We start from the raw sequence: 25,023 nt of genomic DNA, 5'->3' as shown, positions 1-25,023 counted from the left end.
CCCGGCCCGGCCGCCAAGACGCAGACGAGCCCCGGCGCAGGCCGGGGCTCGTCGCGTTCGCCGGGTCAGCCGGCCCGGGTACGGTCAGGCGGGGTTCATCCCGGCCGGGCCCGGGCGGTGACCCTGGTCAGCTGGCCCAGTCGAGCAGCGGGCGGGTGTTGCTCGGGTGGCGCAGCTTCGACAGCGACTCCTTCTCCAGCTGCCGGATCCGCTCCCGGGTGAGCCCGAGGTGCTTGCCGATCTCGTCCAGTGTGTGCGGCTTGCCGTCGATCAGGCCGAACCGCAGCGCCATGATCTTCGCCTCGCGCGGCGACAGGTTCTGCAGCACGCCCCGCAGCTGGGCGCCGAGGAGCTGCCGGTCGACGATCTCCGACGCCTCCGGCGAGTCGACGTCCTCGATCAGGTCGCCGATCGTGGTCTCGCCGTCCTCGCCGATCGTCGCGTTGAGCGAGATCGGCTGGCGGCTGGTCCGCATCAGCTCCTCGATCTGGTCGGGCGTCCTGTCCAACTCCACCGCCAGCTCCTCCGGCGTGGGCTCGCGGCCCATCCGCTGGTGCATCTCACGCTCGACGCGCGACAGCTTGGAGAGCATCTCCAGCACGTGCACCGGCAGCCGGATGGTGCGGGCCGAGTCGGCGAAGCCGCGCTGGATCGCCTGGCGGATCCACCACATGGCGTAGGTGGAGAACTTGAAGCCCTTGGTGTAGTCGAACTTCTCCACGGCCCTGATCAGGCCGAGGTTGCCCTCCTGGACGACGTCCAGCAGCGACATGCCGCGGTCGGTGTACTTCTTGGCCACCGAGACCACCAGCCGGAGGTTGGCCTCCAGCATGTGGTCCTTGGCCGCCTTGCCGTCCTCCGCCACGAGGAGCAGCTCCTCGCGGTCCTCGGGGGACAGGTCCGGCTCGCTCTCCAGCTTGTGCTCCGCGTACAGGCCGGCCTCGATCCGGCGGGCCAGGTCGACCTCCTCGGCGGCGGTGAGCAGGGTGCGGCGGCCGATGGACTTCAGGTAGGTGTGCACCGAGTCGCCCATGGCGGACTGGTGGTCGTCGAGGTCGAGCGCCTCGGTCTCCAGCTCGGCCTCCTCCGGCTCCAGCGCGGCGTCGTCGGGACCCTCCGCGTCGATCTCCGTCTTCACCTCGGCGGCCTTTGCCTCCGGGGCCTTGGAGTCGGTAGTCTTTGAGCGCGAAGCCTTCCTGGTGGAGCGCTTGGCCTCAGGCTTGTTCGCAGGCCGTCCTGCGGCCTTCTTCGGGGTGGCCGGCTCGTTCTCGGCGGCCAGGTTCACCCCTGACTCGGTGAGCTCGCGCAAGATCGAGCGGCCCTCGGCCGGGGTGATGCCGGCCTGGGCGAAAGCGTCGCGCAGCTCCGCGAGAGAGAGGCGGCCCTGGGCTCGCCCTCGGTCAATCAGTTGCTCGAGGGTGGCGGCTGGGGCCACAGCGGTTCGGGGCATGAGGACACCTCCTCCATAACGGAGTGGAAGCGAAATGTAGGCGGGTGTGGTGGCGCGGCCCCGGCTCCGGCCGCTCTACTCACCAGTATCAATAACGCCATGCGGCGCGATTTGTTCCCGTGACGCGAAAAAGGGCGGGCCGCCCGGCCGGCGGCGCGCCCTCATGGGTCCTGATCGCGCTATTCGCCGATCTCGAACTCCCCGACCTCCGGCATGGGCATCGGCTGGGCGTCTTCCAGGCGCTCGTCGGTCCAGTATTGGAGGACGTCCTCCGGGTCGGGGTTGACCCCGGTGGACACCACGATGTCGGTCGGCTCGGAAGGGGGCGGGCTGACCTGCTCGACGACGGCCCTGGTCGACTGCCTGACCTGGTCGAGCCTGCCCGCCGAGGCGGCCGCCGCGACCCAGACGCCGCCGGCGACGACGACGCCCACCACTGCCGCGGACGCCCACGTCTTGCGGGACTGGTTCATCAAGGCTCCCTCCTTCTCCCCACTATGACGCATCCGCACTTCATCAGGTTCCGGACTTCAGCCGCAACAGATCAGGTTTGCCGTTGGGCAGCAGCGGAAGCCGGGGCAACACGCGCAGGTCGCGCGGCGCGGCGTACGGCGGCAGCCGGTCGTCGCAGTAGGCGCGCAACTGCTCGAGTGTGGGCGGATTCACAGGGTCGGCGGGCACCACGGCGGCCACGACCACCTCGCCCCACTCGGGATCCGGCCTGCCGACCACCGCCACGTCCGCGATCGCGGGATGGCCGCCCAGCACGGTGGCCACGGCGCCCGCCACCACCTTCTCGCCGCCGGTGTTGATGACGTCGTCGGCCCGGCCCAGCACCCGCAGCCGGCCGCCGGACAGCTCGCCCAGGTCGGAGGTGACGAACCAGCCGCCGTCGAACGGGCCGGGCTCGCCGGAGCGGTAGCCGGAGAACAGCACGGGCCCCGACACCAGGATGCGCCCGTCCTCGCCGATCTTCAGATCTACATTGTAAAGGGGACGGCCGTCGTACACGCAGCCGCCGCTCGTCTCGCTCATCCCGTACGTGGTCACGATCGAGGCGCCGAGATCGCGGGCCTCGTCGAGCAGGCCGGGACGCGGCGCCGCGCCCCCCAGCAGGATGGTGCGGAACCCGGACAGGTCGGCTCCTAGCTCGACCAGCCGGTGCAGCTGGGTGGGCACCAGCGACACGTGGTCGGCGCCCGCGCCGAGCACGGCCCGCGGGTCGAAGCGCTCGTGCATGATCGGCTCGCTCCCGGCGAGCAGCGAACGCACCAGCACCTGCAGCCCCGACACGTGCGAAGCGGGCAGGCAGCACAGCCACCGCTCGCCCTTGGCCGCCCCCAGCCGCCGCAGGGAGGACGCCGCCGAGGCGCGCAGCGCCGTCGCCGACAGCATGACGCCCTTGGGCGTGCCCGTGCTGCCGCTGGTCGCGATGACCACCGCCACGTCAGGCGGCACCCCGTGCCCGCCGTCGCGCGGCTCGCCGTCGACGTGCGTGGGCCGCAGCGCGGCGATGGCGGCGCCGGCCTGCCCGGGTGTGAGCGGCAGCACCGCGGGGCCCTCGCCTGACAGCGCGTCGCGGACCGCCGCGTACAGCTCGGGGCCTGCGGGCCGTACGACCGCGTTCAGCGGACGGTCCGGATGCGACGGGTTTCTCCACATGCTCGTAAGGTTAGTGACGTCAGAACGGGCAAGGCGGCAGGGAGGGTCGTGACGCGTTCCCCCGTGGTGTTCCGGATTCCGATGCGCACCAGGTTCCGTGGTCAGACCGTCAGGGAAGGGGTCCTGTTGCGAGGGCCCGCCGGATGGGGCGAGTTCTCGCCGTTCCCCGAGTACGGGCCGCGCGAGTGCGCCCGCTGGCTGGCCTGCGCGCGCGAGGCCGCGTTCGAGGGCTGGCCCGAGCCGGTGCGCGACACGGTCCCGGTCAACACCACCGTGCCCGCCGTCGGCCCCGAGCAGGCGCACGCGATGGTGCGGCGCTCCGGATGCGGCACGGCCAAGGTCAAGGTGGCCGAGCCGGGCCAGCGCTTCGCCGACGACCTGGCCAGGGTGGAGGCGGTGCGCGACGCGCTCGGCCCGTCCGGCAGGCTCCGCGTGGACGTCAACGCCGCCTGGGACGTCTCCCAGGCGGTGCGCCGGCTCAAGGAGCTGAACCGGTTCGACCTGGAGTACGCCGAGCAGCCCTGCGCCACCCTGGACGAGCTCGCCGCCGTGCGGCGGGCCTGCGACGTGCCGATCGCGGCCGACGAGTCCATCCGCCGCGCCGAGGACCCGCTCCGGGTCAGGGCGGCGGGGGCGGCCGACATCGCGGTGGTGAAGGTCCAGCCGCTGGGCGGGGTGCGTGCGGCGCTGCGCGTGGTGGAGGCGTGCGGGCTGCCCGCCGTCGTGTCGAGCGCCGTGGAGACGTCCGTGGGGCTGGCCGCCGGCCTGGCGCTGGCCGCCGCGCTGCCCGAGCTGCCGTACGCGTGCGGGCTCGGCACGATGTCCCTGCTGGAGGGCGACGTGGTGGCCGATTCGCTGGTCCCGGAGGGCGGCGTGCTCACCGTGCGCCGTCCGGACGTGGACCCCGGGCGGCTGTCGGCATTCGAGATCGATTCTCCGCCGTGGCTGCGGCGGATGCAGGAGGCGTCACTGTGAACCCCGCCACCGCGCTGGCCACGGTCCTGGTCGACGAGCTGGTGCGCTGCGGCCTCACCGACGTCGTGATCGCGCCGGGCTCCCGGTCGGCGCCGCTGGCGCTGGCCGCGCACGCCGAGTCGAGGCTGCGCCTGCACGTCCGCGTCGACGAGCGGTCGGCGTCCTTCCTGGCGCTCGGCCTGGCCAAGCGGACCGACCGGCCGGTGGCGGTGATCTGCTCGTCGGGCACGGCCGCGGCCAACTTCCACCCGGCGGTGATCGAGGCCGCCGAGTCCGGCGTGCCGCTGCTCGTGCTGACCGCCGACCGGCCGCCGGAGCTGCGCGGCACCGGCGCCAACCAGACGATCGACCAGCTCAAGCTGTACGGCACCGCCACGCGCTGGTTCGCCGAGCTGGGCGTGCCCGAGGACCGGCCCGGCCAGGTGGCCTACTGGCGGTCGCTGGCCTGCCGCGCCTACCAGCGCGCGCTCGGCCCCGGCGACCCCGGCCCGGTCCACCTCAACCTGCCGTTCAGGGAGCCGCTGCTGCCCGACGGCGACACCTCCTGGTGCGAGCCGCTCGGCGGCGACGCGAACGGCCCGTGGGTGCGGGTCCGCGTCGCGCCGCCGCCGGTCGCCCTGCACCTCCCGCCGACCAGGCGCGGGGTCCTGGTGGTCGGCGACGGCGCGCCCAACGTGCGCCGGTACGTCGCCGCGGCGGGGATGGCCGGCTGGCCGGTGCTGTCGGAGCCGCAGGGCGGCGGCCGCTACGGCGACCACGCCGTGTCCACCTACCACTTCCTGCTCGGCATGCCGGAGTTCGCCGACGCCCACCCGCCGGACGTGGTGGTCACGCTGGGCAGGCCGGGCCTGTCGCGCCCGCTGCTGTCGTGGCTGACGCGCGCCCCGGAGCACATCGTGGTCGCCCCCGACCTCGACCGCTGGCCCGACCCGACCCGCTCGGCCACCCAGGTGGCCCAGGCGGTGGAGATCCCGGTGGCCTCCGGCGACGACGCCTGGCTGCACGCCTGGCGGCGGGCCGACCAGGCGGCCAGGGCGGCGATGGACGAGGTGCTCGACTCCTCCGGGCTGAGCGAGCCGAGGCTGGCCCGCGACCTGGTCGACGCGCTGCCGAACGGGGCGCTGCTGTTCTGCGGGTCGTCGATGCCGATCCGCGACCTGGACCAGGCGATGCGGCCGCGGCGCGGCATCAGGGTGATGGCCAGCCGGGGCGCGTCCGGCATCGACGGGCTGGTGTCGACGGCGATGGGGGCGGCGCTCGGCCACAACGGGCCCTCCTACGGCCTCATCGGCGACCTGTCGTTTCTGCACGACCAGAACGGCCTGGTGCTCGGCCCCCGCGAGCCGCGCCCGGACCTGTGCCTGGTGGTGGTCAACAACGACGGGGGAGGCATCTTCTCGATGCTGCCGCAGGCTGCCGTGCGCGACCCGTTCGAGCGCGTCTTCGGCACCCCGCACGGGGTGGACCTCGGCTACGTCACGGCCGCGACCCGCACCCCTCACACCCTCGTGGAGGACGTCTCCGAGCTGCCGAAGGCGCTGCGGGGGGAGGGGCCGCGGGTGGTGGAGGTGCGCACGGACCGCGAGTCGAACGCGCTCGTCCACGCGCGGCTGAAGGACGCCGCGCAGGAGGCGGTGCGCGCCGCGCTCGCCTGAGCGCGCGCCGTCAGTTCCGCTCCGCGCCGGCGGTGCCGAAGAGCTCGTCCAGACCGGTGACGCGCATGAGCCCGGACGTCCTGGGCGACACGCCCGTCAGCGTGAGCCCGGCCTCGCACTGGCGTGCGCGCCGCTGGACGGCGACGAGCACGCCCAGGCCCGCCGCGTCGATGAAGGCCAGCCCGCCCAGGTCCAGGACGATCTCCGCGGGGCGCGCGATCGTGTCCAGCAGCTCCAGCACGTGGGCGCGGAGCAGCTCCCTGGAGGCGATGTCCAGCTCCCCGCCGACCGATACGGTCACGACGTCGTCGCGCACGCTCGTCGTCAGGTGGAATGCGTGCATGGGACCCCTCGCGGTGAACGTCGTCGCGCGACGCCAGGGGGGTCCCGCCGCCGTCCCGGGGGACTCGCCGGTGTGAGGGGCCGGCGGGCTGCGGGCCGGACGGCGCATGTGCGTCGCCGTACGCTGTCACGCTGGATGCTAGCGGGGGGTCGGCGTGTTTCGCCGGAAGAACCCGATTCCCTGCGGGTAATCGGCATAGATCCCGAAACCGTACGAGGTCAGCGCTCTATGAGCGTGACCTCCAGCGAATAGTGGGAGGCGCGGTAGACGTGGGAGCCGTGCTCGACGGCGCGGCCCTGGTCGTCGTAGGTGGTGCGGACCATGGTCAGCAGCGGGGCGCCGCGCCGCTCCGCGAGCAGCCGCGCCTCGGCCTGGCTGGCGGCCCGCGCGCCGATGCGCTGGTTGGCCACCCGCATCCGCACGCCCGCCCCGCGCAGCAGCTCGTACAGGCCCCGGCTCTGCAGGCCTTCGGGGGTCAGCGGGGCGAGCCCGATCGGGAGCCAGTTGTGCAGCAGCGCCAGCGGCTCACCGGCGGCGAACCGCAGCCGCTCCAGGTAGAGCACCTCGGTGGCCGGCTCGACGCCGAGGATGCCGGCGACCTCCTCCTCGACCAGGCGGGGCTCCAGCCGCAGCACCTGGGTGGCCGGCTCCTGACCGGAGCGGCGCAGGTCGTCGTAGAGGCTGGTCAGCTCCACCGACCGCTTGACCTGGCCGTGGACCACCTGGGTGCCGACGCCGCGCTTGCGGACGAGCAGCCCTTTGTCCACGAGATACTGGATCGCCTGGCGGATCGTGGGCCGCGACAGGCCGAGCTTGTCGGCCAGCAGGATCTCGTTGTCCAGCCGGGAGCCGGGGGCCAGGTCACCCCGCCGGATGGCCTCGGCGATCTGCTCGGCCACCTGGAAGTAGAGCGGCACGGGGCTGGATCGATCCAGGTCGATCGCCAGGTTCGCGGTCATGCTGATCAGGTTATCCGAGGTAAGAATGTCCTGACAAATATCTCTTCCCCTGAGTGCGAGGGCGGTTCGGGCCGGGTGACCCCGACCTGCCATGGTTGTCGGTGATGACTGTTTCTCTTGGGGGGATCATGGACACGACCACACTGCTGGAGACCGCCGCCGAGGCCGCCAGGGCCGTGGGGCCGCGGCTGCGGGAGGCGTTCCGTTCGAGGCCCGAGGTGGCCGTGAAGCGCGACTTCCACGACCCGGTGACCGAGCACGACAAGGCGGCCGAGGAGACCATCCGGGGCGTGATCGAGGGCCGTTTCCCCGGCAGCGCGATCGTGGGGGAGGAGGGCGGCACGACCGGCTCCGGCGAGCTGGTCTGGTATGTCGACCCCATCGACGGCACCGCCAACTTCGCGGCCGGCCTGCCGTTCTTCTGCGTGTCGATCGCCGCCGCCGTCGGGGGCGAGCTGGTGGCCGGAGTGGTGTACGACCCCGTACGCGAGGACGAGTTCACCGCCACGACCGATGGCGCCTGGTGCAACGGGGCGCCGATCCGCAGCGCGGGCGCGGCGCGCGACCGCGAGGCGATGCTGCTGTGCAGCTACCCCTCGCCGCTGGACCTGGAGGTCGACGGCGAGGAGGGGCTGCGCCGCTACGGGCGGCTGGTGGACGCCTTCGCGGCCGTGCGCAGGCCCGGCAGCGCCGCGCTCAACCTGGCCCACGTCGCGGCCGGCTGGGCGGACGCGGTCTACGGCACCCGCGCCCAGCCGTGGGACGTGGCGGCGGGCGCCCTCCTGGTCCACCGGGCAGGCGGCGTCTACCTGGGCGACCCCCTGGCCCCCGGCGACTACCTCGCGCACGTGGGCGGCTTCGACCTCGCCTCGTCCGCCCTCGCGGAGGTGGCCGTGGAGAAGCGGTAGGCGCATCGTGCCCGGTGTCAGGGGGCGTGCACCAGGGGCGGGAGGTCGGCCAGGGTCGTGATGCGGGGGAAGCCGTCGGGGGGCGGGGAGACGCCGAGGCGGTCGAGCCAGACCGAGCGCATGCCCGTCACCGCCGGCCCCGTCACGTCCTTGGCGATGTCGTCGCCGACCAGCAGGACCTCCTCGGGCGGCAGCCCGAGCGCGGCGGCGGCCGCCGTGTAGCAGGCCGCCGCCGGCTTGTAGCAGCCGCCCAGCACCTCGCCTGTCAGCACCGGGCCGGCCAGCCCGTCCAGGCCGATCGCGCGCACCTTCTCCTCCTGGATCTCCTGGGCGCCGTTGGTCAGCACCCCGAGCCGGAACCCGCCGAGCGCAGCCAGCGCCCGCGCCGCGTCGGGGAAGGCCACCCAGCCGCGCCGGTAGTGCTCGGCGAACCCGGCGAAGGCCGCGTCGAGGTCGGCGGGCATCTCGATGGCGAGCTCGGCGCAGAGCGCGCGGACGCGGCGCCGCCGCTGCTCCTGCCAGGAGCACTCACCCGCGTGCCAGGCCGCCAGGTGGGGCTCCTCCAGCGCCGCCCAGAGCGCGGGCGCGTCGCCGAGCCTGGGGTGGCCGGGAGCCCGCTCCGCCACCCAGGCGCCGATCGCCGTGTCGGCCGCGGCGCGGTGGTCGAGGAGGGTGCCGTCCAGGTCGAACAGAATGCCGTTGATCACGTTTCCATCCTGTCAGGCGTTCCTGCGGTACTCGCCGGCCTCGCGGACATGGCCGGCCATGACGCGCTCGGCCGCCTCGCCGTCGCCCCGCTCCAGCGCCGCCAGCACGCCGGCGTGCGCGTCGAGGTGCCGCCGCGCCTGTCCGGGGTCGAGCCACTGGGAGGCGGCGGCCGGGACGGGGAAGCTGTTGCGCACCGCCCTGGCCTGCTGGCCGAGGAACGCCGGGCCGCCGATGTCGGTGATGCGCAGGTGGAAGTCCCTGCTCCGCTCGCCCAGCCGGTCGTGGCGGCCCGCCTCCGCGTCACGGGCCATCGACGCGTGCAGATCACGCAGCGAGGCCAGCTCGCCCGCGGTGATCCGGGCCGCCGCCAGCCGCGCGCCCAGGCCCTCGACCACCGCGCGCAGCCCGTAGAACTCCTCCAGAGCGTCGTCGCCCAGCTCGACCACCGTCGCGCCGTGGTGCGCCTCGTAGCTGATCAGGCGGTCCTTCTCCAGCCTGCGCAGCGCCTCCCGTACCGGAGTGACGGAGACGCCGAGCCGGCGGGCGACCGCGCCGGCGCGCAGCGCGGTGCCGCCGGGGATGCGGGCGGTGCGGATCTCCTCCAGCAGCACGCTGTAGACGTAGTCGGCCTTGCTCATCGGCGGCCGATGGTCGGCGGTCATGGGTCAAGTGTCTCTTGAATCCCGGTTGACCTATGACATATTCCTTATAAGTTACATAACCATGACAAGCCTCGCGGGTCTGCGGGTCATCGACGCCGCCACGCTGTTCGCCGGGCCCACCGCCGCGATGATGCTGGGCGACTTCGGCGCCGACGTGATCAAGATCGAGCATCCGAGGCGCGGCGACCCGGCGCGCGGTCACGGGGCCGCGGCCGACGGGGTGGGGCTGTGGTGGAAGACGCTCTCGCGCAACAAGCGCGCCGCCGCCGTCGACCTGTCGCGGGCCGAGGGGCAGGAGATCCTGCGCCGCCTCGCCGACGGCTGCGACGTGCTCGTGGAGAACTTCAGGCCCGGCACGCTGGAGCGGTGGGGGCTCGGGCCCGAGGTGCTGCTGGAGCGCAACCCCCGGCTGATCGTGGCGCGGATGACCGGGTTCGGGCAGTTCGGGCCGATGGCCGCGCGGCCCGGGTTCGGCACCCTGGCCGAGGCCATGAGCGGGTTCGCGGCGATGACCGGGGAGCCCGACGGGCCGCCGACGCTGCCGCCGCTCGCGCTCGCCGACGGCATCGCGGGCCTCGCCATGGCGTACGCGATCATGGTGGCGTTGCGTGCCCGTGAGCACACCGGGCGCGGCCAGGTCGTCGACCTGGCCATCATCGAGCCCATCCTCGCCCTGCTCGGCCCGCAGATGACCGCCTACAAGGCGCTCGGCGTGGTGCCGAGGCGCACCGGCAACCGGTCCTCCAGCAACGCGCCGCGCAACACCTACCGCACCCGAGATGGCCGCTGGCTGGCCATCTCCACCAGCGCCCAGCCGATCGCCGAGCGGGTGATGACCCTGGTCGGGCGGCCTGACCTGGTCGAGCAGCCCTGGTTCGCCAGCGGCGCCGGGCGCGTCGCGCACGTCGAGGAGCTGGACGAGGCCGTCGCCTCCTGGATCGCCGCCCGCGACGCCGCCGAGGTCGTCGCCCGCTTCGAGGAGGCGCAGGCCGCGGTCGCGCCCGTCTACGACGTCGCCGACATCGCCGAGGACCCGCAGTACGCGGCCCTGGACACGTTCGTCGAGGTGCCCGACGAGGAGCTGGGCTCGGTGACCGTGCAGAACGTGCTGTTCCGGCTGTCCGCCACGCCGGGCGAGGTGCGCTGGCCGGGCCGCGGTCTCGGGCGCGACACCGACGCCGTGCTCGGCGAGCTCGCGTACCCGGCCGGGGAGATCGCCCGGCTGCGCGAGGCCGGGGTGATCGCGTGAGGATCCCCGTCACCTGGCTGTACGTGCCGGGCGACCGGCCCGAGCGGTTCGCCAAGGCGGCCGACTCCGGCGCCGACGTGGTCATCATCGACCTGGAGGACGCGGTCGCGCCCGCCCGCAAGGACGAGGCCCGCGCGAACGCGGCCGGCTACCTGCGCTCCCGCCCTCCTGGAGGGCCGCCGGTGCACGTGCGGGTCAACGACCTGACCACCCAGCGCGGGCTGGACGACCTGGACGAGCTGGGCCGGTCGGCCGACGCCGTGCGGCTGCCCAAGGTGGAGTCGGCGACCGCGCTCGACCTGGTGGAGCGGCTGGGCGTGCGGGCGTACGCGCTGCTGGAGTCGGCGGCCGGGATCCTGGAGGCGCGGGCCGTCGCCGCCCACCCGTGCGTCGACGGCATCGCGCTCGGCGAGCAGGACCTGGCGGCCGAGCTGGCCATCACGGGCGGGCCGGCGCTGGACCACCTCCGGCTGCGGGCGGTGCTGGCCGCCGCCGCGGCGGGGTTGCCGCCGGTGCCCATGGCGGTCTATCCGGACGTACGGGACGAGGCCGGGCTGGCCGCGTCGTGCGCGGAGGGGCGGGCGCTCGGCATGTTCGGGCGTACGGCCATCCACCCGCGGCAGATCCCGGTGATCAGGGCCGCCTTCCGGCCGACGCCGGAGGAGACGGCGCGGGCCGCCGAGATCGTGCAGGCGGCCGACGCCGCGGGCGCGGGCGCTTTCGCCCTGCCGGACGGCCGCTTCGTCGACGCGCCGATCGTGGCCCGCGCCCGCCGGACCCTAATCCTCTCCACCCAGCTCGCCGACTCCTGACGGCCCGGGACGTCAGGAGTCGGGGATCCAGCGTCGTCCGAGCTCCTCGTCGTCGGGGGCGGGGCCGGGGAGCGCGCGGCGGGCCGGGGGGAGACGGAGCGAGTCGATGACGAGCGCCAGGTAGCGGTGGCGGAGCTCGGCGGTGCGCCGCTCGTCGCCGAGCTTGACCGAGGCGAGCTGCTCGAACAGGAGCGCGATGTCGGCGGGCGTCACGTCGGGCCGGAGCACCCCGGCCTCGACGGCCCGCCGGTGCGCCTCCACCGCCAGCCGGGAGGCCCGCGCCGAGTCGGCGAAGAGCTCCTCCGTCGGCTGGAACGTCCCCGCGAGCCTGATCGTCAGCGAGCTGCTGTCGGCGTCCACGATGCCGCGCAGGTACGCCGCGAACACCTCCCACGGGTCGCCCTCGTCGTCGTCCACCGCCCGCTGCGCCACCTCGATGTACCGCTTGAGCCCGTCGCCGCAGAGCTTCTGCAGCAGCGCCTCCTTGCTGGGGTAACGCCGGTAGAGAGCGCTGATGCCGACGCCGGCGCGCTCGGCCACGGCGGCGATGGGGGCGTTGGGGTCGGCGGTGAAGACGGCGCGGGCGGCCGCGAGGATCAGCTCGTCGTTCCTCGCGGCCTGGGCCTTGCGGCCGCTCATGGGTGCGGTGGTCATGCCTCCGAGCTTATCGGAACGTAGAATTCCGTTCTAGCTCAGTTAGTCCGCATGTCTATACATAGAGTTGATATTGGGGTAGAACCGGGGGCGAGCCCAACGCTCTGGAGGTGTTCCATGAGACGAACCCCTGTCGTGCTGGCCCTGGTGAGCGCTCTGGCGCTGACCGCCTGCTCCGCGCCGGCCGAGCAGAATACGCAGAACGAACCCGGCTCGGCGCTCCCCGCCGGCGGTGGCGGCACCTACGCGGTGATCACCCATGGCGCCCCCGGAGACTCCTTCTGGGACGTGGTCAAGAACGGAGCCGAGGCCGCCGGGCAGGAGTACGGCGTGACCGTCACGTACCAGGGCGACGGTGACCCCGCCAAGCAGTCGCAGCTCATCGACCAGGCGGTGTCCGGCAAGGCGGACGGCATCGTGGTGTCCATGGCCAACCCCGACGCGCTGCGCGAGGCCGTGGGCAAGGCGGTGGCCGCGAAGATCCCGGTGGTGACGATCAACTCGGGGGCGGACTCGTCCAAGGAGTTCGGCGCGGTCACGCACGTCGGCCAGTCGGAGGACGTGGCCGGGCGAGGCGCGGGCGAGCAGCTCAAGGGCGCCGGGGTGACCAAGTTGCTGTGCGTGATCCACGAGGCCGGCAACATCGGGCTCGACCAGCGCTGCAAGGGCGCCGAGGAGACGCTCGGCGGCACGGTCGAGCGGCTCCAGGTGGACGTGAGCAACCTGGCCGACGTCACCTCGAAGGTCACCGCCAAGCTCCAGTCGGACCAGGCGGTCAACGGCGTGCTCGCGCTCAACCCGGCCGTCGCGGTGGCCGCCAGGGACGCGATCAAGGACTCGGGCTCGCAGGCCAAGCTCGCCACCTTCGACCTGTCGGCCGACGTGGTCGCCGCCATCCAGGCCGACGAGATCATGTTCGCCGTGGACCAGCAGCAGTACCTGCAGGGCTACCTCCCGATCACCTTCCTCCACCTGTACAAGAACAACCTGAACACCGTGGGCGGCGGCCTGCCGGTGAACACCGGGCCCGGGTTCGTCACCAAGGAGAACGCCGAGCAGGTGGCCAAGCTCGCGGAGGCGGGCACGCGATGACGGCCACCGCGGGCCGCGCGGACGAGCGCGTCGCCGAGGTCGGGCCGCTGCGCCGCCTGCTGATCCGGCCAGAGCTGGGCGCGGTCGTCGGGGCGGTCGTGGTGTTCGCGTTCTTCGCGAGCCAGTCGGCGGTGTTCCGGTCCCTGCCCGGCATCGCCAACTGGCTCGACCCGGCGGCCACGCTCGGCATCATGGCGGTGGCGATCGCGCTGCTGATGATCGGCGGCGAGTTCGACCTGTCGGCGGGCGTGATGACCGGCACGACCGGGCTCATCCTGGTCACGCTCGCCACGCGCTACGGCATGAACGTCTGGGCGGCCATGCTCGTCGGCCTGGTCGTGGCGCTGGCCGTCGGCCTGTTCAACGGGCTGATCGTGACCAGGACCAGGCTGCCGAGCTTCATCGTGACGCTCGGCACGTTCCTCATGCTGCAGGGCGTGAACCTGGGCGTCACCAAGGCGCTCACCGGCACCGTGCAGGTCAGCGGCCTGCGCACGGCCTGGGGGTTCGACAGCGCGCACATGGTCTTCGCGGGCACGATCCAGATCGGCGGCGCCTCGTTCCGGGTGGCGATCCTGTGGTGGCTGCTGGTCACCGCGGTCGCCACCTGGGTGCTCATGCGCTCCCGGCAGGGCAACTGGATCTTCGCGGTGGGCGGTGGCGAGCAGGCCGCCCGCGCGGTCGGGGTGCCGGCCGCCCGTACGAAGATCGCGCTGTTCATGACGACGGCGTTCGCGGCCTGGCTGGTCGGCTCGATCCTGGCGCTGCGCTACACGTCCGTGCAGGCCAACGTCGGCATCGGGCAGGAGTTCATCTACATCATCGCGGCGGTGATCGGCGGCTGCCTGCTCACGGGCGGGTACGGGTCCGCGATCGGGGCGGCGATAGGGGCCGTGATCTTCGGCATGGCCGACAAGGGCATCGTCTTCCTGGGCTGGGACGCCGACTGGTTCATGTTCTTCCTGGGCGCGATGCTGCTGCTCGCCACGCTCGCCAACCGCCTGGTCCGCCGCTACGCCGAGGAGGTGAAGCATTGATCCTCCAGACGAAGGGCATCGGCAAGTCGTTCGGCTCGGTGCTGGCGCTGCGCGAGGTGTCGATGTCGGTGGAGGCCGGCCACGTCACCTGCGTGCTCGGCGACAACGGCGCCGGCAAGTCCACGCTCATCAAGATCCTCGCCGGGGTCCACCAGCACGACGCCGGGTCGCTGCTGGTGGACGGCGCCGAGACCCGGTTCGGCAGCCCCCGCGACGCGCTCGACCGCGGCATCGCCACCGTCTACCAGGACCTGGCGATGATCCCGCTGATGTCGGTGTGGCGGAACTTCTTCCTCGGCTCCGAGCCCCGCAAGGGCCTGGGCTTCGACGTGGCCAAGGCCAGGCGGGTGGCGCGGGACGAGCTGCGGGCGATGGGGATCGACGTCCGGGACGTGGACCAGCCGGTCGGCACCCTGTCCGGCGGCGAGCGGCAGTCGGTGGCGATCGCGCGCGCCGTGTACTTCGGCGCGCGCGTGCTCATCCTCGACGAGCCGACCTCCGCCCTCGGCGTGAAGCAGGCCGGGGTGGTGCTGCGCTACATCGCCAGGGCCCGTGACCGCGGGCTGGGGGTGGTGTTCATCACCCACAACCCGCACCACGCCTACCCCGTGGGGGACCGGTTCCTCCTGCTCAACCGGGGGACGAGCCTGGGGGAGTTCGCCAAGGCGGACATCACCAGGGAGAAGCTGACCTCGCTGATGGCCGGGGAGGCGGAGCTGAAGGAACTGGCCCACGAACTCGAACGCGACTGAAATCTACATCGTAAAGGCGCCCGGCCGGCGCAACGTGGCGAAGAACTCCCGCACGTCGGCGACGAAGACGTCCGGCCGCTCCAGAGCGGCGAAGGTGCCGCCGCGGTCGTGCTCGACCCACCCGACGATGGCGTTGTCGCGCTCGGCGAAGCGGCGGATCGGCCGCAGGATGTCCTTCGGGAAGACGGAGACGGAGGTCGGCACGGTGGCCGGCTTGAGCTCCCACTCCACGGAGGTGTCCTGCTCGGTGTCGGGCGTCTCGACGAACGAGCGGGCGGCCGAGCCGGCGGTGTTGGTCAGCCAGTAGAGCGTCGTGGTGGTGAGCAGGTGGCCGGGGTCGATCCCGCCGTCGCTCCACTCGTGGTAGACGCCGGCGAACCAGGCGAGCAGGGCGACGGGGGAGTCGGCCATGCCGTAGGCGAAGGTCTGCGGCCTGGCCGACTGGATGAGCTTGTAACCGTACTGCTCGCTCATGTAGCGCTCGCGGAAGGCGAGCCGCTCCCGCTCGGCGGCGGTGAGGTCGTCCAGCTCGCCGGGGGCGCCGATCGGGAAGCAGATGATGCCGTTGCCGTGCATGCCGACGACCCGTTCGGGGGCCAGGACGCCGGTCTCGCGGGAGATCCAGGTGCCCCAGTCGCCGCCCTGGACGCCGAAGCGCTCGTAGCCGAGGCGGGTCATGAGTTCCAGCCAGGCGCGGGCGACGCGGGTGGAGCCCCAGCCCAGCTCGGTGGTGGGCCCGGACAGGCCGTAGCCGGGCAGGGACGGGATGACGAGGTGGAAGTCGCGGCTGAGCGGCTCGATGACGTCGAGGTACTCGAACGGTGAGCTGGGCCAGCCGTGGGTGACGAGCAGCGGGAGCGCGCCGGGGTCGGCGCTTCGCACGTGGAGGAAGTGGATCCGCTGGCCGTCGATCTCGGTGACGAACTGGTCGTGGCGGTTGAGCTCCGCGCAGGCGGCCGCCCAGTCGTGGTGGCGCCAGCGGGTGACGAGGTCCTTCAGGTGGGCGAGCGGGACGCCGAGGCGCCAGCCCTGCCCGGGCACCTCGTCGGGCCAGCGCACCCGGTCGAGGCGGGCGTGCAGGTCGTCGAGGTCGGCCTGCGGGGTTTCCAGACGGTACGGGCGGATGTCGGTCAAGCGTGAGCCTCCAGTCAATCCAGTACGCTGTACCGTACACCATACGGTTCAAGGATGGCAACCGCGGGCCCTAGCCTGGGAGGCGTGTCCTCGTACCTCACCCTGAAAAGCCCCATCGAGCACGAGACCGAGGCCAGGCGCTCGCGCTTCATCTGCGCGATCGCCCCGGCCGGGACGACGGCGCGGGCGGCGGAGTTCATCGCCGAGCGGCGGCGGCTGCATCCGTCGGCCACCCACAACTGCACGGCGTACGTGGTCGGGCAGGAGCGCAAGGGAGACGACGACGGCGAGCCCGGCGGCACGGCCGGCACACCGATGGTGCAGGCGCTGGTGGGACGCGGGTTCGACCGCGTGGTCGCGGTGGTCACGCGCTATTTCGGCGGCACGCTGCTGGGCGCGGGCGGGCTGGTGCGCGCGTACGGGTCGGCGGTGACCGAGACGCTCGACCGGGCCGAGCCGGTGCGGATGGTGCCGGCCAGGCTGATGCTGGTGTCGGTGGCGCACGACCAGGCGGGCCGGGTGGAGAACGACCTGCGGGCCTCACGTCATCCGGTGCGCGAGGTGACCTACGGGCAGGCGGTGGAGTTCGCGGTGGCCGTGGGCGAGGACGAGGTGGCGGGGTTCACCGACTGGCTGGCGACGCTGACGGCGGGGCGGGCGCGCGTGACGCCCGGCGAGCCGGTGCACCTGCCGGGCTGAGCGGCGAGGTCAGCCTTCGAGGGCGTACTGCATGACGCGGAACTTGGCCTGGGCCTCGGCCAGCTCGGCCGCCGGGTCGGAGTCGCCCATGATGCCGCCGCCGGCGAACAGGCGGGCGCGGCGGCCCTCGACGATGCCGGAGCGCAGCGCGATGCCCCACTCGCCGTCGCCGTGGGCGTCGATCCAGCCGACAGGGCCCGCGTAACCGGCCCGGTCCATGCCCTCCAGCTCGCGGATGACCTCGATGGCCGTGGCGGTCGGGGTGCCGCCGACGGCCGCCGTCGGGTGCATGGCGGCCACCACGTCCAGCACGGAGGCGCCGTCGGCCAGCCGGCCCGTCACGTGGCTGGCCAGGTGTTGCACGTTGGGCAGGACGAGCAGCTCCGGCTCGTCGGGCGTGCGCAGCGAGGAGCAGAGCGGAGCGAGCGCCTGGCGGACCGAGGAGATCGCGCATTCGTGCTCGTGGCGGTCCTTGGTGGAGGCGAGCAGCGCCTCGCCGCGGGCCAGGTCGTCGGCCGGGCCGGTGCCGCGCGGCGTGGTGCCGGCCAGCACCAGGGACTCGATCTCCTGGCCGGTGCGCCGGATCAGCAGCTCGGGGGTGGCGCCGACCAGCCCGGCCACCGAGAACGCGTAGCACTCGGGGTAGCGGCGGGCCAGGCGCAGCAGCAGGAGCCGGATGTCGATCGGCTGCTCGGCGGTGGCCAGCAGGTCGCGGGCGAGCACGACCTTCTCCAGCTCGCCCTGGCGGATGCGGCGGGCGGCGCGGGCCACCACGTGCTCCCACTCGGGGGCGGTGAGGCTGCCGTCGCCGTAGCTGATCCGGCCCGGGTCGGCGAGCGGGGTGAACGTCTCCAGGTGCTGGTCGCCGATCGTGGTCAGCCAGGCCCGCCCGTCCTTGCGGGCCAGCACCGCCTGGGGGACGACCAGGGTGGAGCCGGGAGAGTTCTCGTCAAAGGTGAAGGTGCCGAAGGCGACCGGGCCGCTGCCGGGGGAGCGCACCGAGTCGTCGACGAGCGCGCCGTCGAAGACGGTCGCCAGCCACTCGCGCGCCCAGGCGAACCGGCCGGGACCCGGCGGGACGTCGGCGCGCGCCGCCTCACCCCAGCCGACGAGCCCTTCGCCGTGCCTGATCCACGCGTAGGGCGCCGTCATGGGCAGGCTGACGATCAGGTTACCGGGGTCGCGTACAGGGGTCGTGCGAACCGGTAGCGGGCGGGTTGTTCCGAGCGCGACACTCACTTGAGACACTCTATGCGGGAACTGAACGTGTTCGACTTGGACCCCCGTGAACGGCCGGTTACGGTCCCTTCGTCAAGCGCCGATAGCGAGTTGGTCCTGACATGGCAGGCGTGACCCCCAGGTGATGGACGCGTGGTGATCATCTGCCTACCGTGAGTGCATGATCATCAAGGTGGTGCCGGTGCTGGCGGTGGCGGGGGTGCTGGCGGCGTCGGGTGTGGCTCGTGCGACGACGCCCGGGGAGCCCGTGCCGCGGGTGATGGCGGCGCTCGGCGACTCGATCTCGTCCGGTTACAACAGTTGCGGGTTCTTCATCTCATGCCGGTCCCGGTCCTGGTCGTCCGGCCGGAACGCCGCCGTGGACAGCCACTACGGGCGGCTGGCGGCGCTCGGCCCGGGTCTCGCGCCGAAGAACTACGCGGTGCCCGGCTCCACCAGCGCCGACCTCCTTGGGCAGGTGCGCAAGGCGGTGGCGGCGCGGGCCGACTACGTGACCGTGCTGATCGGGGCGCAGGACGCGTGCACCGCCTCGGAGCGGCAGATGACGCCGGTGGCGGTCTACCGTCAGCGGCTGGAGCAGGCGCTCAACGAGCTGCGGGCGGGCGTGCCGGGGGTGCGGGTGCTGATCGCGAGCATCCCCGACGTGCACCGGCTGTGGCGGGTGGCCAAGGACCAGGCCGTGGCGCGCGGGGTGTGGCGGGTCGGGCGGATCTGCCCGTCGATGCTGGCCAGGCCCACCTCCACCGCGAAGGCCGACGTGCTGCGGCGGACCCACGTGCGCGAACGGGTCATCGACTACAACCGGGAGGCCGCCGAGGTGTGCGCCGCGCGCCTGTGGTGCCGCACCGACCGGGGCGCGGTGTTCTCCTACCCGTTCACGCTCAAGCAGGTGAGCCGGTGGGACTACTTCCACCCCAACGTGGCCGGTCAGAAGGTGCTGGCCGAGCTCACCTTCGGCAACGGCTTCACCTGGGCCGACCCCCGATAACGGCCCCCTCAACGACACTGGGCGAGCATCGCCTTCTTGTCGGCGCGGGTGACGGGCACGGCGTACTTGACGGCCACCTGGGCGAAGCGCGTCACGTAAGCGCAGCGCACGCGGCGCTGCGGCGGCAGCCAGCTCGCCGGTCCTGAGGCGTCCTTCTGCTCGTTGGCGGTGCCCTTGACCGGCAGCAGGTTGAGCGGGTCGTTGGCGAAGTCGACGCGCTTGCCTCCGCCCCACCGTGAGGCGCCCATCCGCCAGGCGTAGGCGAGCGGCACCACGTGGTCGACCTGGACCGCGCCCGCGTCCCTCTTGGACCAGCCGATACGCTGGCCGGTGTACGGGTCGTCCAGGTCCATGGCGATCACCTCGCAGGTGGACCCCTCGCGGTAGCGGACGTTGCGGCCGTCGCGGGCCAGCAGGTCGTCGCGGGTGCGGCAGCCGTTGCGCGCGTAGGGCACGCCGGTGGCGGTGTCGGCCCAGTTCTCGCCGTAGCGCCCGCGGTGGTAGCCGGTGCTGGGGCCGCGGCCCTTGACCTTCAGCCTGGCGATGATGGCGCGGGCGCGGTCCTTGTCCTGGTGGGAGGTGATGGGCGCGAGGCCGGGTAGAGTTCCGCTGGTGTTGCCGAGCGGGCTGGCCGCGGTGGCGGGGGCCGTGGTGTCCGTGCCGTTGGCGAGGGCGACGACGATGACCGCTCCGGCGAAGATGGCGACGGCGTCCTTGAGACTCAAACAGGGCTCCGTGGTGCTGCGTCGGACTTCTCTGGAGAGGTTCCCACGCCGGCGCGTTCCGACACGGTGAGGAGTGTGAGGCTGTTGGGCAAGGAGTATGTCGCTGCGATCGCGGCGGGCGGCGCGACCGGGGCGCTGGCGCGCCTCGCCGTCGAAGAGCTGCTGCCCGCGGCGCCGGGCGGGTTCCCGTGGGCGACGTTCGGAGTGAACGCGGCCGGGTGCGCGCTGATCGGGGTGCTCATGGTGGTGGTCTCGGAGGGACGGGTCGCGCATCGGCTGGCGCGGCCGTTCCTCGGGACCGGGGTGCTGGGCGGGTTCACCACGTTCTCCACGTACGCGGTGCAGGCGCACGGCCTGCTGGCGGCCGGGACGACGGCGGTGGCGGCGGCCTATCTTGCGGGGACGATGGTGGCCGCCGTGGCGGCGACCTGGGCGGGCATGAGGATCACGCGGGCGCTGGTGCGGCGATGACGGCTCTGCTGGTGGTGCTCGGCGCCGCCGTGGGCGCGCCGCTGCGCTACGCGGTCGATCAGGCGGTACGGGCGAGGCAGGGCTCGATGTTCCCCTGGGGGACCTTGCTGGTCAACGTGGCCGGGTCGGCGCTGCTGGGGTTCCTGGCGGCGCTGCCGGTGGGTCCCGGCTGGACGGCGCTGCTGGGCACCGGGTTCTGCGGGGCGCTGACCACGTACTCGACGCTGGGCTACGAGACCGTGCGGCTGGCCGAGCGGGGTGCGGGGCGGCACGCGGTGGCCAACGCGGTGGCGAGCGTGGCCCTGGGGCTGGCGGCGGCGGCGGGCGGCGTGCTGCTCGCCCGCACCCTGGGCTGAGCGGCGCGCCGGGCGGGTCAGCAGGCGCCGAGGGCGACGAAGGACCAGCCGGTGGCGGTGGCGACCGGGTCGGTGGCCGCCGCGCGGCGGGCCTCGCACAGCGCGGCCGGCAGGCAGGCGCCCCGCGAGAGCCGGCGGTGCAGCTCCACCATGAGCGGCACCGCGGCGTTGTCGTTGACCAGGACCACGCTGGCGACGATGCCGGTCGTGCCGAGCTGGATGAGGGAGCTGGCCAGGCCGAGCAGCTCGTCGGCGCCGGTGGGCGCGGTCAGCCCGGAGTCGCAGCTCGACAGCACCACCTGGCGGGGCGCGCGCCGCAGCCGCTCCAGGTCGTAGACGGTCAGCGGCCCGTCGTCCACCCTCAGGGCGGAGAAGAGCGGGCTGTCGGCGCGGAAGGTGCCGTGCGCGGCCACGTGGGCCAGCCGGGCGCCGTCCATCGCGCGCAGGATCCCGGCCACGGTGGCCGTTCCGTCGCCGAGCACGACCCGGCCGGGGTACTCGGGGGCGATGTGGCGTATCTCGGCGCCGTCTGAGCGCAGGCCGGGACCGCGTACCAGCACCACCCGGCCGGTGGAGGGCGAGCCGGCGCGGCGGGCGCGCAGCCAGGTGCCCGCCGAGGGGGCGACGCTCACCGTGCGCTCGCGCAGGGCCGGCAGCAGGGCCCAGGGCACCGCGTGCAGCCGACCCGGCGGGACGATCACCACCTCGCCGTCGCCGAGGTGGTGCGCGGCGTCGCCGAGCAGCGCCTCCTGCAGCGCGCGGCCGCTCTTCTCCACCTGGGCGAGCAGGGCGGCCGGGCTGAGCGTGGATCGGCCGTGCGCCAGCCTGGACAGGCCGAAGCGGGCGAGGTCGATGTGGCGCGCGGCCTCCTCGGTGTCCCCCGCGGGGAAGCGGCGCACCGTGCCGGAGCCGCAGACCAGCACGTGCAGCCGGCCGTCCACGTCGACCAGCTCCAGCAGACGGTCCGCGCCCAGCTCGGCGAGCAACGCCGGCACGTCGCAGCCGGTCGTGGCGTCCGCGTCCTGGCCGGGGGCGTGCAGGGCGCGGGAGCGCGCGGCGCGCTCCAGCCGCAGCTGCTCGGCCGCGAGGTGCGCGGTGGGCAGCCCTTGGGCGCGGGCCTGCGCCAGCCGGTCGGTGACGGCGCGGATCGCGGCCAGGTCGGCCTGCAGGCGCTCGTCGTCGGGCGGTCGTACGGAGGGGACGGCGAGCGCGGTGGCCCGCCAGCGTTCGCTCCAGGCCAGCAGCAGGCGGGGACGGTCCAGCCGCAGGGCGTGGCGCTGGCCGAGCGCGGCCAGCTCGGCGCCGTGGGCGCTGGCCTGGGCGCGCAGCTCGCTGGAGCCGAGCGTGGCCCGGTGCTGGTCGAGCACGTCCAGGCCGCGTCTGCAGGCCCGCATCAGCCGGGCCGGGTCGTGCTCGGCCTCGGCGCGCAGCGCCTCGGCCAGCCAGGCGACGGCCCGCGACAGCGCCGGGCCGTGGCGGCGCCCGCGCGCGGCGGCGGCCAGATGCGTGCGCGCCACGGCGGTGCGCCCTAACGCGAGCGCCAGCCGCCCGGCGATCAGATGAGCCAGCGGCACATCGGGCGAGGACAACGCGGCCAGCTCACGAGCGCACCGCGCGGCCTCCCGCAACAACTCCACCCCGTCCCCCCCGCCTCCGCGTCGCGGGTCTGTGACGGCTGGGTGGTGATCGGTCGCGCGGTGGGTGTCCGCGCTCGCTGGGTGGTGATCTGCCGTGCGGTGCGGGTCCGCGCCGGCCGCGCGTTGCAGCTCTGTGTCAGCTACGCGTTGCGGGTTCGTGCCGGCTCCGCGTCGCGGCTCCGCGTCGGCCGCGTGGTGCCGCTCCGTACTGGCGGCTGACCGTCGGGGGTCGGCGGTGGGGGGTGTCGCGGCTACCTGGGCGCGTAGTTTGACCAGGCGGGCGTGTGCGCGCCACCAGCGGCGGCGTTGGTGGTCGAAGAGGTCCGCGGCGCGGGTGGCGTGGCGCAGCGCGGCGTCGCTCTGTCCGGCGGCCAGCGCGCAGCCCGCGGCGGCCAGCTCCAGTTCGGCCTTCTTGGTGGCCTGGCCGTGGCTGCGTTCGAGCTGGTCCAGCGCGGTGTGCGCCTCGTCCAGCGCGTCCCGGGGCAGGCCGGCGGCGAGCAGGGCCGCGCAGCGCTGGACGGACAGCGTGGGGTCGGGGAGTCCGAGCTTGCCGAACCGTTCGGCGGCCTGGTCGAAGCAGTGGAGCGCGGCGGGCAGGTCGCCGATGCGCAGCGCGAGCACGCCGCGGTGCACGATCGCGTCGGCCGACTCCAGCTCCTGGCCGTTCGCGTTGAACAGCTCCTCCGCCCTGCTCAGGTCGGTGGCGGCCCTGCTCAGGCCGCCGAGCGCGAGGTCGCAGGTGGCGCGCTCGGTGCGGGCCCGCGCCTCCCAGATCGGGTCGCCGGCCGCCCGCAGCGCGGTGACGGCGCTGTTCAGGTCGGCCAGGGCGTCGCGGTGGTGGCCCAGGGTGGCCAGCACGCCGCCCCGGCGCAGCAGGATGCGCCCGCGCAGATGGCCGGTGGACTGGCGGACGGCCGCGTTGAGGGTGTTGCGCGCGGCGGTCGTACGGCCCGCGAAGGCGAGCGCGACGCCCAGCGTCGCCCGCACGTCGGCCTCCCGCTCGGCCGACCCGGACCGGCGGGCCAGCCGGCGGGCCGTCTCCAGCTCCCGCACCGCCGCCTCGATGTCGCCGAACTCGCGCAGCACGATCCCGACGGCCTGGCGGGCGAAGGACGCCTCCAGGGGCGGCGGCCCGGTGGCGAGCAGGTCACGGGCCTTGCCGAGAGCCTCGTGCGGGCGCGACAGGGCCAGCGGCGGCAGACCGGCCGCGTCCGTTCGGGGGAGTTCGGAATCCGCCGGCATTCTTCGACTCTGGAGGATCACGTGTATCACCCGCAAGCCCGCGCCGATATAGGAGGGGGAAACCGACCGCCAGAGCCACCTATGCGACGCCTGGGGAGAGGCCATACATGGACGCGGTGTTCGACGCTCAGTTCCGGATCATCAAGGACGCCTTCGCCTCACGGGGGATCGAGGTGACGGTGGCCTACACGCCGGCCGGGGAGGTCGACTACCTCTATGAGGCGGGCCGTCTGCTGGCACGACGCGGGGACGTCGGACGGATCGCCGAGGCGCTGCCGCCCGGGCTGAGGCAGCTCGACCGGCGCGGCCGGGGCGAGCTGTCGGTGCTGTCGCTGGAGGGGATCGAGGGCGGCACGATGACCGTACCCGAGGCGCTGGCCCGCATCGAGCAGCGGCTCGGCACCGGCGCGCGCCCGCTCGACCGGCGGCCCGGCCACGCGGGCGAGGCCACGCGGGAGCGCGCGCCCATCGCCTCGCCGGTGCACGTCATGCACATCTCCCGGCTGTGCCCCGGCACCGAGCCCGAGGTGCCGCCGGGTGATCCGGGGGTGCCGTGGCCGCCGCCGTGCGAGGCCGGCGAGGAGGTGCGGGAGGTGACCATCGGCGTGTGCGACACCGGCTGGCTGCAGCTCGACCCGGCCGTGTACCCCTGGCTGGGCGGCGTCAGCGGCGACCCCGAGCCGCTGGGCCCGCCCTCGCCGATCAGCGGGCTGCCGATCATCTCCGCCTTCCGCGGGCACGGCACGTTCGTGGCCGGGGTGGCCAAGTGCCAGGCGCCCACGGCGCGCGTGTCCGTCGCCGACCACTTCTCCACCTCCGGCGCCGAGCTGGAGGACGTGATGGTCGGCAAGCTGGAGGACCTGGTGGCCCAGTCGCCGGCGCCCGACGTGATCAACCTCTCGGCCGGCACGTACACCCGCGACAACTGGTCGTCGATCGGGTTCGAGCTGTTCCAGCAGGACCATCCGGACGTCGTGCTGGTCGCCGCGGCCGGCAACGACGCCACCGACCGGCCGTTCTACCCGGCCGCCTACGACTGGGCCGTGTCGGTCGGCGCGCTCGGACCCGACCAGACGCACCGCGCCTGGTTCAGCAACTACGGTCCGTGGGTGGACGTGTACGCGCTCGGCGAGGGGCACGTCAACGCCTACGCCACCGGGGAGTACACCTACCAGGAGCCGCCGAAGCGGCCGGCCGTGCAGAACTTCGCCGGCATGGCCCGCTGGGACGGCACCTCGTTCGCGGCGCCGCTGGTCGCGGGGCTGATCGCGGACCGGATGGCGCGTACGGGGGAGTCGGCGCAGGACGCCAGGGCGGCCGTGCTCGCCTCGGCGCAGGATCTGCAGGGAGTGGGCAGGGCGTTGTTCCCGTGCGGGCAGGCCTGATGGCGCGCTCCGGCCCGCGGATCACCGGTCGCGGGGCCCCTGTGCCCGCGCCGGTGCTCCCGGTGTCCGCCCCTCGCCTGGCGGGCGGGTGCTTACGCCTGTAGGAGTCCGGTGGTCCCGATTTGATACGGGTGATTTTTCTCCAGGAGCGGCCGGTGTATCAGAGCGCGGTCCGGCCGCTCCGTCAGGGTGACCGCCGTCACCGAGTAGCGAAGAGACGTCATGCCCC

General features: G+C 73.6%; 25 protein-coding genes. 13 read left to right on the top strand and 12 right to left on the bottom strand.

What is annotated here, in order from left to right:
- Positions 1-127: 127 nt before the first annotated feature.
- The 3 genes from FR742_RS17635 to FR742_RS17625 form a co-directional block, all read right to left on the bottom strand.
- Positions 128-1,450, bottom strand: a complete 1,323-nt coding sequence (locus FR742_RS17635; protein ID WP_148031954.1) for an RNA polymerase sigma factor — start codon at positions 1,448-1,450, stop codon at positions 128-130.
- A 179-nt stretch (positions 1,451-1,629) separates the two neighbouring features.
- Positions 1,630-1,923, bottom strand: coding sequence for a hypothetical protein (locus FR742_RS17630; RefSeq protein WP_148031953.1), 294 nt, complete (start codon positions 1,921-1,923; stop codon positions 1,630-1,632).
- Between the two features lie 43 nt (positions 1,924-1,966).
- On the bottom strand, positions 1,967-3,112 hold the full coding sequence (locus tag FR742_RS17625; protein ID WP_148031952.1) for an AMP-binding protein: 1,146 nt from the start codon (positions 3,110-3,112) through the stop codon (positions 1,967-1,969).
- A gap of 81 nt (positions 3,113-3,193) precedes the next feature.
- On the opposite strand from FR742_RS17625, the gene FR742_RS17620 reads away from it, so the two are divergent.
- On the top strand, positions 3,194-4,087 hold the full coding sequence (locus tag FR742_RS17620) for an o-succinylbenzoate synthase (RefSeq protein WP_261808863.1): 894 nt from the start codon (positions 3,194-3,196) through the stop codon (positions 4,085-4,087).
- Entirely contained in the window at positions 4,084-5,742 is a 1,659-nt protein-coding gene (gene menD, locus FR742_RS17615; protein WP_148031950.1) for a 2-succinyl-5-enolpyruvyl-6-hydroxy-3-cyclohexene-1-carboxylic-acid synthase, read from the top strand. The genes FR742_RS17620 and menD overlap by 4 nt, the downstream gene beginning before the upstream one ends.
- A gap of 10 nt (positions 5,743-5,752) precedes the next feature.
- On the opposite strand, the gene FR742_RS17610 is transcribed toward menD, so the two are convergent.
- On the bottom strand, positions 5,753-6,085 hold the full coding sequence (locus FR742_RS17610; protein ID WP_187281190.1) for an STAS domain-containing protein: 333 nt from the start codon (positions 6,083-6,085) through the stop codon (positions 5,753-5,755).
- A gap of 218 nt (positions 6,086-6,303) precedes the next feature.
- A complete protein-coding gene (locus FR742_RS17605) occupies positions 6,304-7,044 on the bottom strand; it encodes a GntR family transcriptional regulator (RefSeq protein ID WP_148031948.1) in 741 nt (246 codons plus the stop codon).
- A 128-nt stretch (positions 7,045-7,172) separates the two neighbouring features.
- Between FR742_RS17605 and FR742_RS17600 the strand changes: the two genes are divergently transcribed.
- Positions 7,173-7,952 carry an inositol monophosphatase family protein gene (locus FR742_RS17600; protein WP_148031947.1) on the top strand — a complete coding sequence of 260 codons (780 nt, stop codon included), beginning with the start codon at positions 7,173-7,175 and terminating at the stop codon, positions 7,950-7,952.
- 17 nt (positions 7,953-7,969) lie between these two features.
- Here FR742_RS17600 and FR742_RS17595 read toward each other — a convergent pair whose 3' ends face one another.
- Positions 7,970-8,659 carry an HAD family hydrolase gene (locus tag FR742_RS17595; protein WP_148031946.1) on the bottom strand — a complete coding sequence of 230 codons (690 nt, stop codon included), beginning with the start codon at positions 8,657-8,659 and terminating at the stop codon, positions 7,970-7,972.
- 12 nt (positions 8,660-8,671) lie between these two features.
- The gene (locus FR742_RS17590) at positions 8,672-9,322 is read right to left on the bottom strand and encodes a GntR family transcriptional regulator (RefSeq protein ID WP_261808588.1); all 651 of its coding nucleotides are present in this window, start codon (positions 9,320-9,322) and stop codon (positions 8,672-8,674) included.
- 61 nt (positions 9,323-9,383) lie between these two features.
- Here FR742_RS17590 and FR742_RS17585 point away from each other — a divergent pair, with 61 nt between their 5' ends.
- Together FR742_RS17585 and FR742_RS17580 are read left to right on the top strand one after the other, a co-directional pair.
- Positions 9,384-10,571, top strand: coding sequence for a CaiB/BaiF CoA-transferase family protein (locus tag FR742_RS17585; RefSeq protein WP_148031945.1), 1,188 nt, complete (start codon positions 9,384-9,386; stop codon positions 10,569-10,571).
- A complete protein-coding gene (locus FR742_RS17580) occupies positions 10,568-11,383 on the top strand; it encodes a CoA ester lyase (RefSeq protein ID WP_148031944.1) in 816 nt (271 codons plus the stop codon). Before FR742_RS17585 ends, FR742_RS17580 begins: the two co-directional genes overlap by 4 nt.
- A gap of 12 nt (positions 11,384-11,395) precedes the next feature.
- Here the strand turns inward: FR742_RS17580 and FR742_RS17575 are convergent, their stop codons facing one another.
- Positions 11,396-12,037: a TetR/AcrR family transcriptional regulator gene (locus FR742_RS17575; RefSeq protein ID WP_261808587.1), complete on the bottom strand. Its 642-nt coding sequence runs from the start codon at positions 12,035-12,037 to the stop codon at positions 11,396-11,398.
- A gap of 117 nt (positions 12,038-12,154) precedes the next feature.
- Between FR742_RS17575 and FR742_RS17570 the strand changes: the two genes are divergently transcribed.
- Genes FR742_RS17570 through FR742_RS17560 form a run of 3 tightly spaced genes read left to right on the top strand, consistent with a single transcriptional unit; the run spans position 12,155 to position 14,918 of the window.
- On the top strand, positions 12,155-13,129 hold the full coding sequence (locus FR742_RS17570; RefSeq protein ID WP_148031943.1) for a sugar ABC transporter substrate-binding protein: 975 nt from the start codon (positions 12,155-12,157) through the stop codon (positions 13,127-13,129).
- Positions 13,126-14,166 (top strand): ABC transporter permease, encoded by a 1,041-nt coding sequence (locus FR742_RS17565; RefSeq protein WP_148031942.1) that lies wholly within the window; start codon positions 13,126-13,128, stop codon positions 14,164-14,166. Before FR742_RS17570 ends, FR742_RS17565 begins: the two co-directional genes overlap by 4 nt.
- On the top strand, positions 14,163-14,918 hold the full coding sequence (locus tag FR742_RS17560; RefSeq protein ID WP_187281189.1) for an ATP-binding cassette domain-containing protein: 756 nt from the start codon (positions 14,163-14,165) through the stop codon (positions 14,916-14,918). The genes FR742_RS17565 and FR742_RS17560 overlap by 4 nt, the downstream gene beginning before the upstream one ends.
- A 3-nt stretch (positions 14,919-14,921) precedes the next feature.
- On the opposite strand, the gene FR742_RS17555 is transcribed toward FR742_RS17560, so the two are convergent.
- Positions 14,922-16,052 (bottom strand): epoxide hydrolase family protein, encoded by a 1,131-nt coding sequence (locus FR742_RS17555; protein ID WP_148031941.1) that lies wholly within the window; start codon positions 16,050-16,052, stop codon positions 14,922-14,924.
- Positions 16,053-16,136: 84 nt separating this feature from the next.
- On the opposite strand from FR742_RS17555, the gene FR742_RS17550 reads away from it, so the two are divergent.
- Positions 16,137-16,751, top strand: coding sequence for a YigZ family protein (locus tag FR742_RS17550; protein WP_219544422.1), 615 nt, complete (start codon positions 16,137-16,139; stop codon positions 16,749-16,751).
- Positions 16,752-16,760: 9 nt separating this feature from the next.
- Here the strand turns inward: FR742_RS17550 and FR742_RS17545 are convergent, their stop codons facing one another.
- A complete protein-coding gene (locus FR742_RS17545; RefSeq protein WP_148031939.1) occupies positions 16,761-17,990 on the bottom strand; it encodes an isochorismate synthase MenF in 1,230 nt (409 codons plus the stop codon).
- Positions 17,991-18,150: 160 nt separating this feature from the next.
- On the opposite strand from FR742_RS17545, the gene FR742_RS17540 reads away from it, so the two are divergent.
- Positions 18,151-18,978, top strand: a complete 828-nt coding sequence (locus FR742_RS17540) for a GDSL-type esterase/lipase family protein (protein WP_148031938.1) — start codon at positions 18,151-18,153, stop codon at positions 18,976-18,978.
- Between the two features lie 8 nt (positions 18,979-18,986).
- Here the strand turns inward: FR742_RS17540 and FR742_RS17535 are convergent, their stop codons facing one another.
- A complete protein-coding gene (locus tag FR742_RS17535; protein WP_148031937.1) occupies positions 18,987-19,703 on the bottom strand; it encodes an HNH endonuclease family protein in 717 nt (238 codons plus the stop codon).
- A 75-nt stretch (positions 19,704-19,778) separates the two neighbouring features.
- On the opposite strand from FR742_RS17535, the gene FR742_RS17530 reads away from it, so the two are divergent.
- Together FR742_RS17530 and crcB are read left to right on the top strand one after the other, a co-directional pair.
- Entirely contained in the window at positions 19,779-20,174 is a 396-nt protein-coding gene (locus tag FR742_RS17530; protein ID WP_261808586.1) for a CrcB family protein, read from the top strand.
- The gene (gene crcB, locus FR742_RS17525) at positions 20,171-20,530 is read left to right on the top strand and encodes a fluoride efflux transporter CrcB (RefSeq protein ID WP_148031935.1); all 360 of its coding nucleotides are present in this window, start codon (positions 20,171-20,173) and stop codon (positions 20,528-20,530) included. Before FR742_RS17530 ends, crcB begins: the two co-directional genes overlap by 4 nt.
- 17 nt (positions 20,531-20,547) lie before the next feature.
- Here crcB and FR742_RS17520 read toward each other — a convergent pair whose 3' ends face one another.
- Entirely contained in the window at positions 20,548-23,409 is a 2,862-nt protein-coding gene (locus FR742_RS17520; protein WP_187281188.1) for a CHAT domain-containing protein, read from the bottom strand.
- A gap of 107 nt (positions 23,410-23,516) precedes the next feature.
- Between FR742_RS17520 and FR742_RS17515 the strand changes: the two genes are divergently transcribed.
- Positions 23,517-24,794 (top strand): S8/S53 family peptidase, encoded by a 1,278-nt coding sequence (locus tag FR742_RS17515; RefSeq protein ID WP_148031933.1) that lies wholly within the window; start codon positions 23,517-23,519, stop codon positions 24,792-24,794.
- Positions 24,795-25,023 lie beyond the last annotated feature (229 nt).

It is taken from the genome of Nonomuraea sp. C10 (assembly GCF_008017515.1).
Taxonomy (GTDB): Bacteria; Actinomycetota; Actinomycetes; order Streptosporangiales; family Streptosporangiaceae; genus Nonomuraea; species Nonomuraea ferruginea.
This window is presented reverse-complemented; position numbering and strand designations above follow the sequence as displayed.

Excerpts from the sequence above, each read along its gene's own strand:
- FR742_RS17635 (WP_148031954.1), bottom strand. The coding sequence starts at position 1,450 with ATGCCCCGAACCGCTGTGGCCCCAGCCGCCACCCTCGAGCAACTGATT.
- FR742_RS17630 (WP_148031953.1), bottom strand. The coding sequence starts at position 1,923 with ATGAACCAGTCCCGCAAGACGTGGGCGTCCGCGGCAGTGGTGGGCGTC.
- FR742_RS17625 (WP_148031952.1), bottom strand. The coding sequence starts at position 3,112 with ATGTGGAGAAACCCGTCGCATCCGGACCGTCCGCTGAACGCGGTCGTA.
- FR742_RS17620 (WP_261808863.1), top strand. The coding sequence starts at position 3,194 with ATGCGCACCAGGTTCCGTGGTCAGACCGTCAGGGAAGGGGTCCTGTTG.
- FR742_RS17610 (WP_187281190.1), bottom strand. The coding sequence starts at position 6,085 with ATGCACGCATTCCACCTGACGACGAGCGTGCGCGACGACGTCGTGACC.
- FR742_RS17605 (WP_148031948.1), bottom strand. The coding sequence starts at position 7,044 with ATGACCGCGAACCTGGCGATCGACCTGGATCGATCCAGCCCCGTGCCG.
- FR742_RS17600 (WP_148031947.1), top strand. The coding sequence starts at position 7,173 with ATGGACACGACCACACTGCTGGAGACCGCCGCCGAGGCCGCCAGGGCC.
- FR742_RS17590 (WP_261808588.1), bottom strand. The coding sequence starts at position 9,322 with ATGACCGCCGACCATCGGCCGCCGATGAGCAAGGCCGACTACGTCTAC.
- FR742_RS17585 (WP_148031945.1), top strand. The coding sequence starts at position 9,384 with ATGACAAGCCTCGCGGGTCTGCGGGTCATCGACGCCGCCACGCTGTTC.
- FR742_RS17575 (WP_261808587.1), bottom strand. The coding sequence starts at position 12,037 with ATGACCACCGCACCCATGAGCGGCCGCAAGGCCCAGGCCGCGAGGAAC.
- FR742_RS17570 (WP_148031943.1), top strand. The coding sequence starts at position 12,155 with ATGAGACGAACCCCTGTCGTGCTGGCCCTGGTGAGCGCTCTGGCGCTG.
- FR742_RS17565 (WP_148031942.1), top strand. The coding sequence starts at position 13,126 with ATGACGGCCACCGCGGGCCGCGCGGACGAGCGCGTCGCCGAGGTCGGG.
- FR742_RS17540 (WP_148031938.1), top strand. The coding sequence starts at position 18,151 with ATGATCATCAAGGTGGTGCCGGTGCTGGCGGTGGCGGGGGTGCTGGCG.
- crcB (WP_148031935.1), top strand. The coding sequence starts at position 20,171 with ATGACGGCTCTGCTGGTGGTGCTCGGCGCCGCCGTGGGCGCGCCGCTG.
- FR742_RS17520 (WP_187281188.1), bottom strand. The coding sequence starts at position 23,409 with ATGCCGGCGGATTCCGAACTCCCCCGAACGGACGCGGCCGGTCTGCCG.
- FR742_RS17515 (WP_148031933.1), top strand. The coding sequence starts at position 23,517 with ATGGACGCGGTGTTCGACGCTCAGTTCCGGATCATCAAGGACGCCTTC.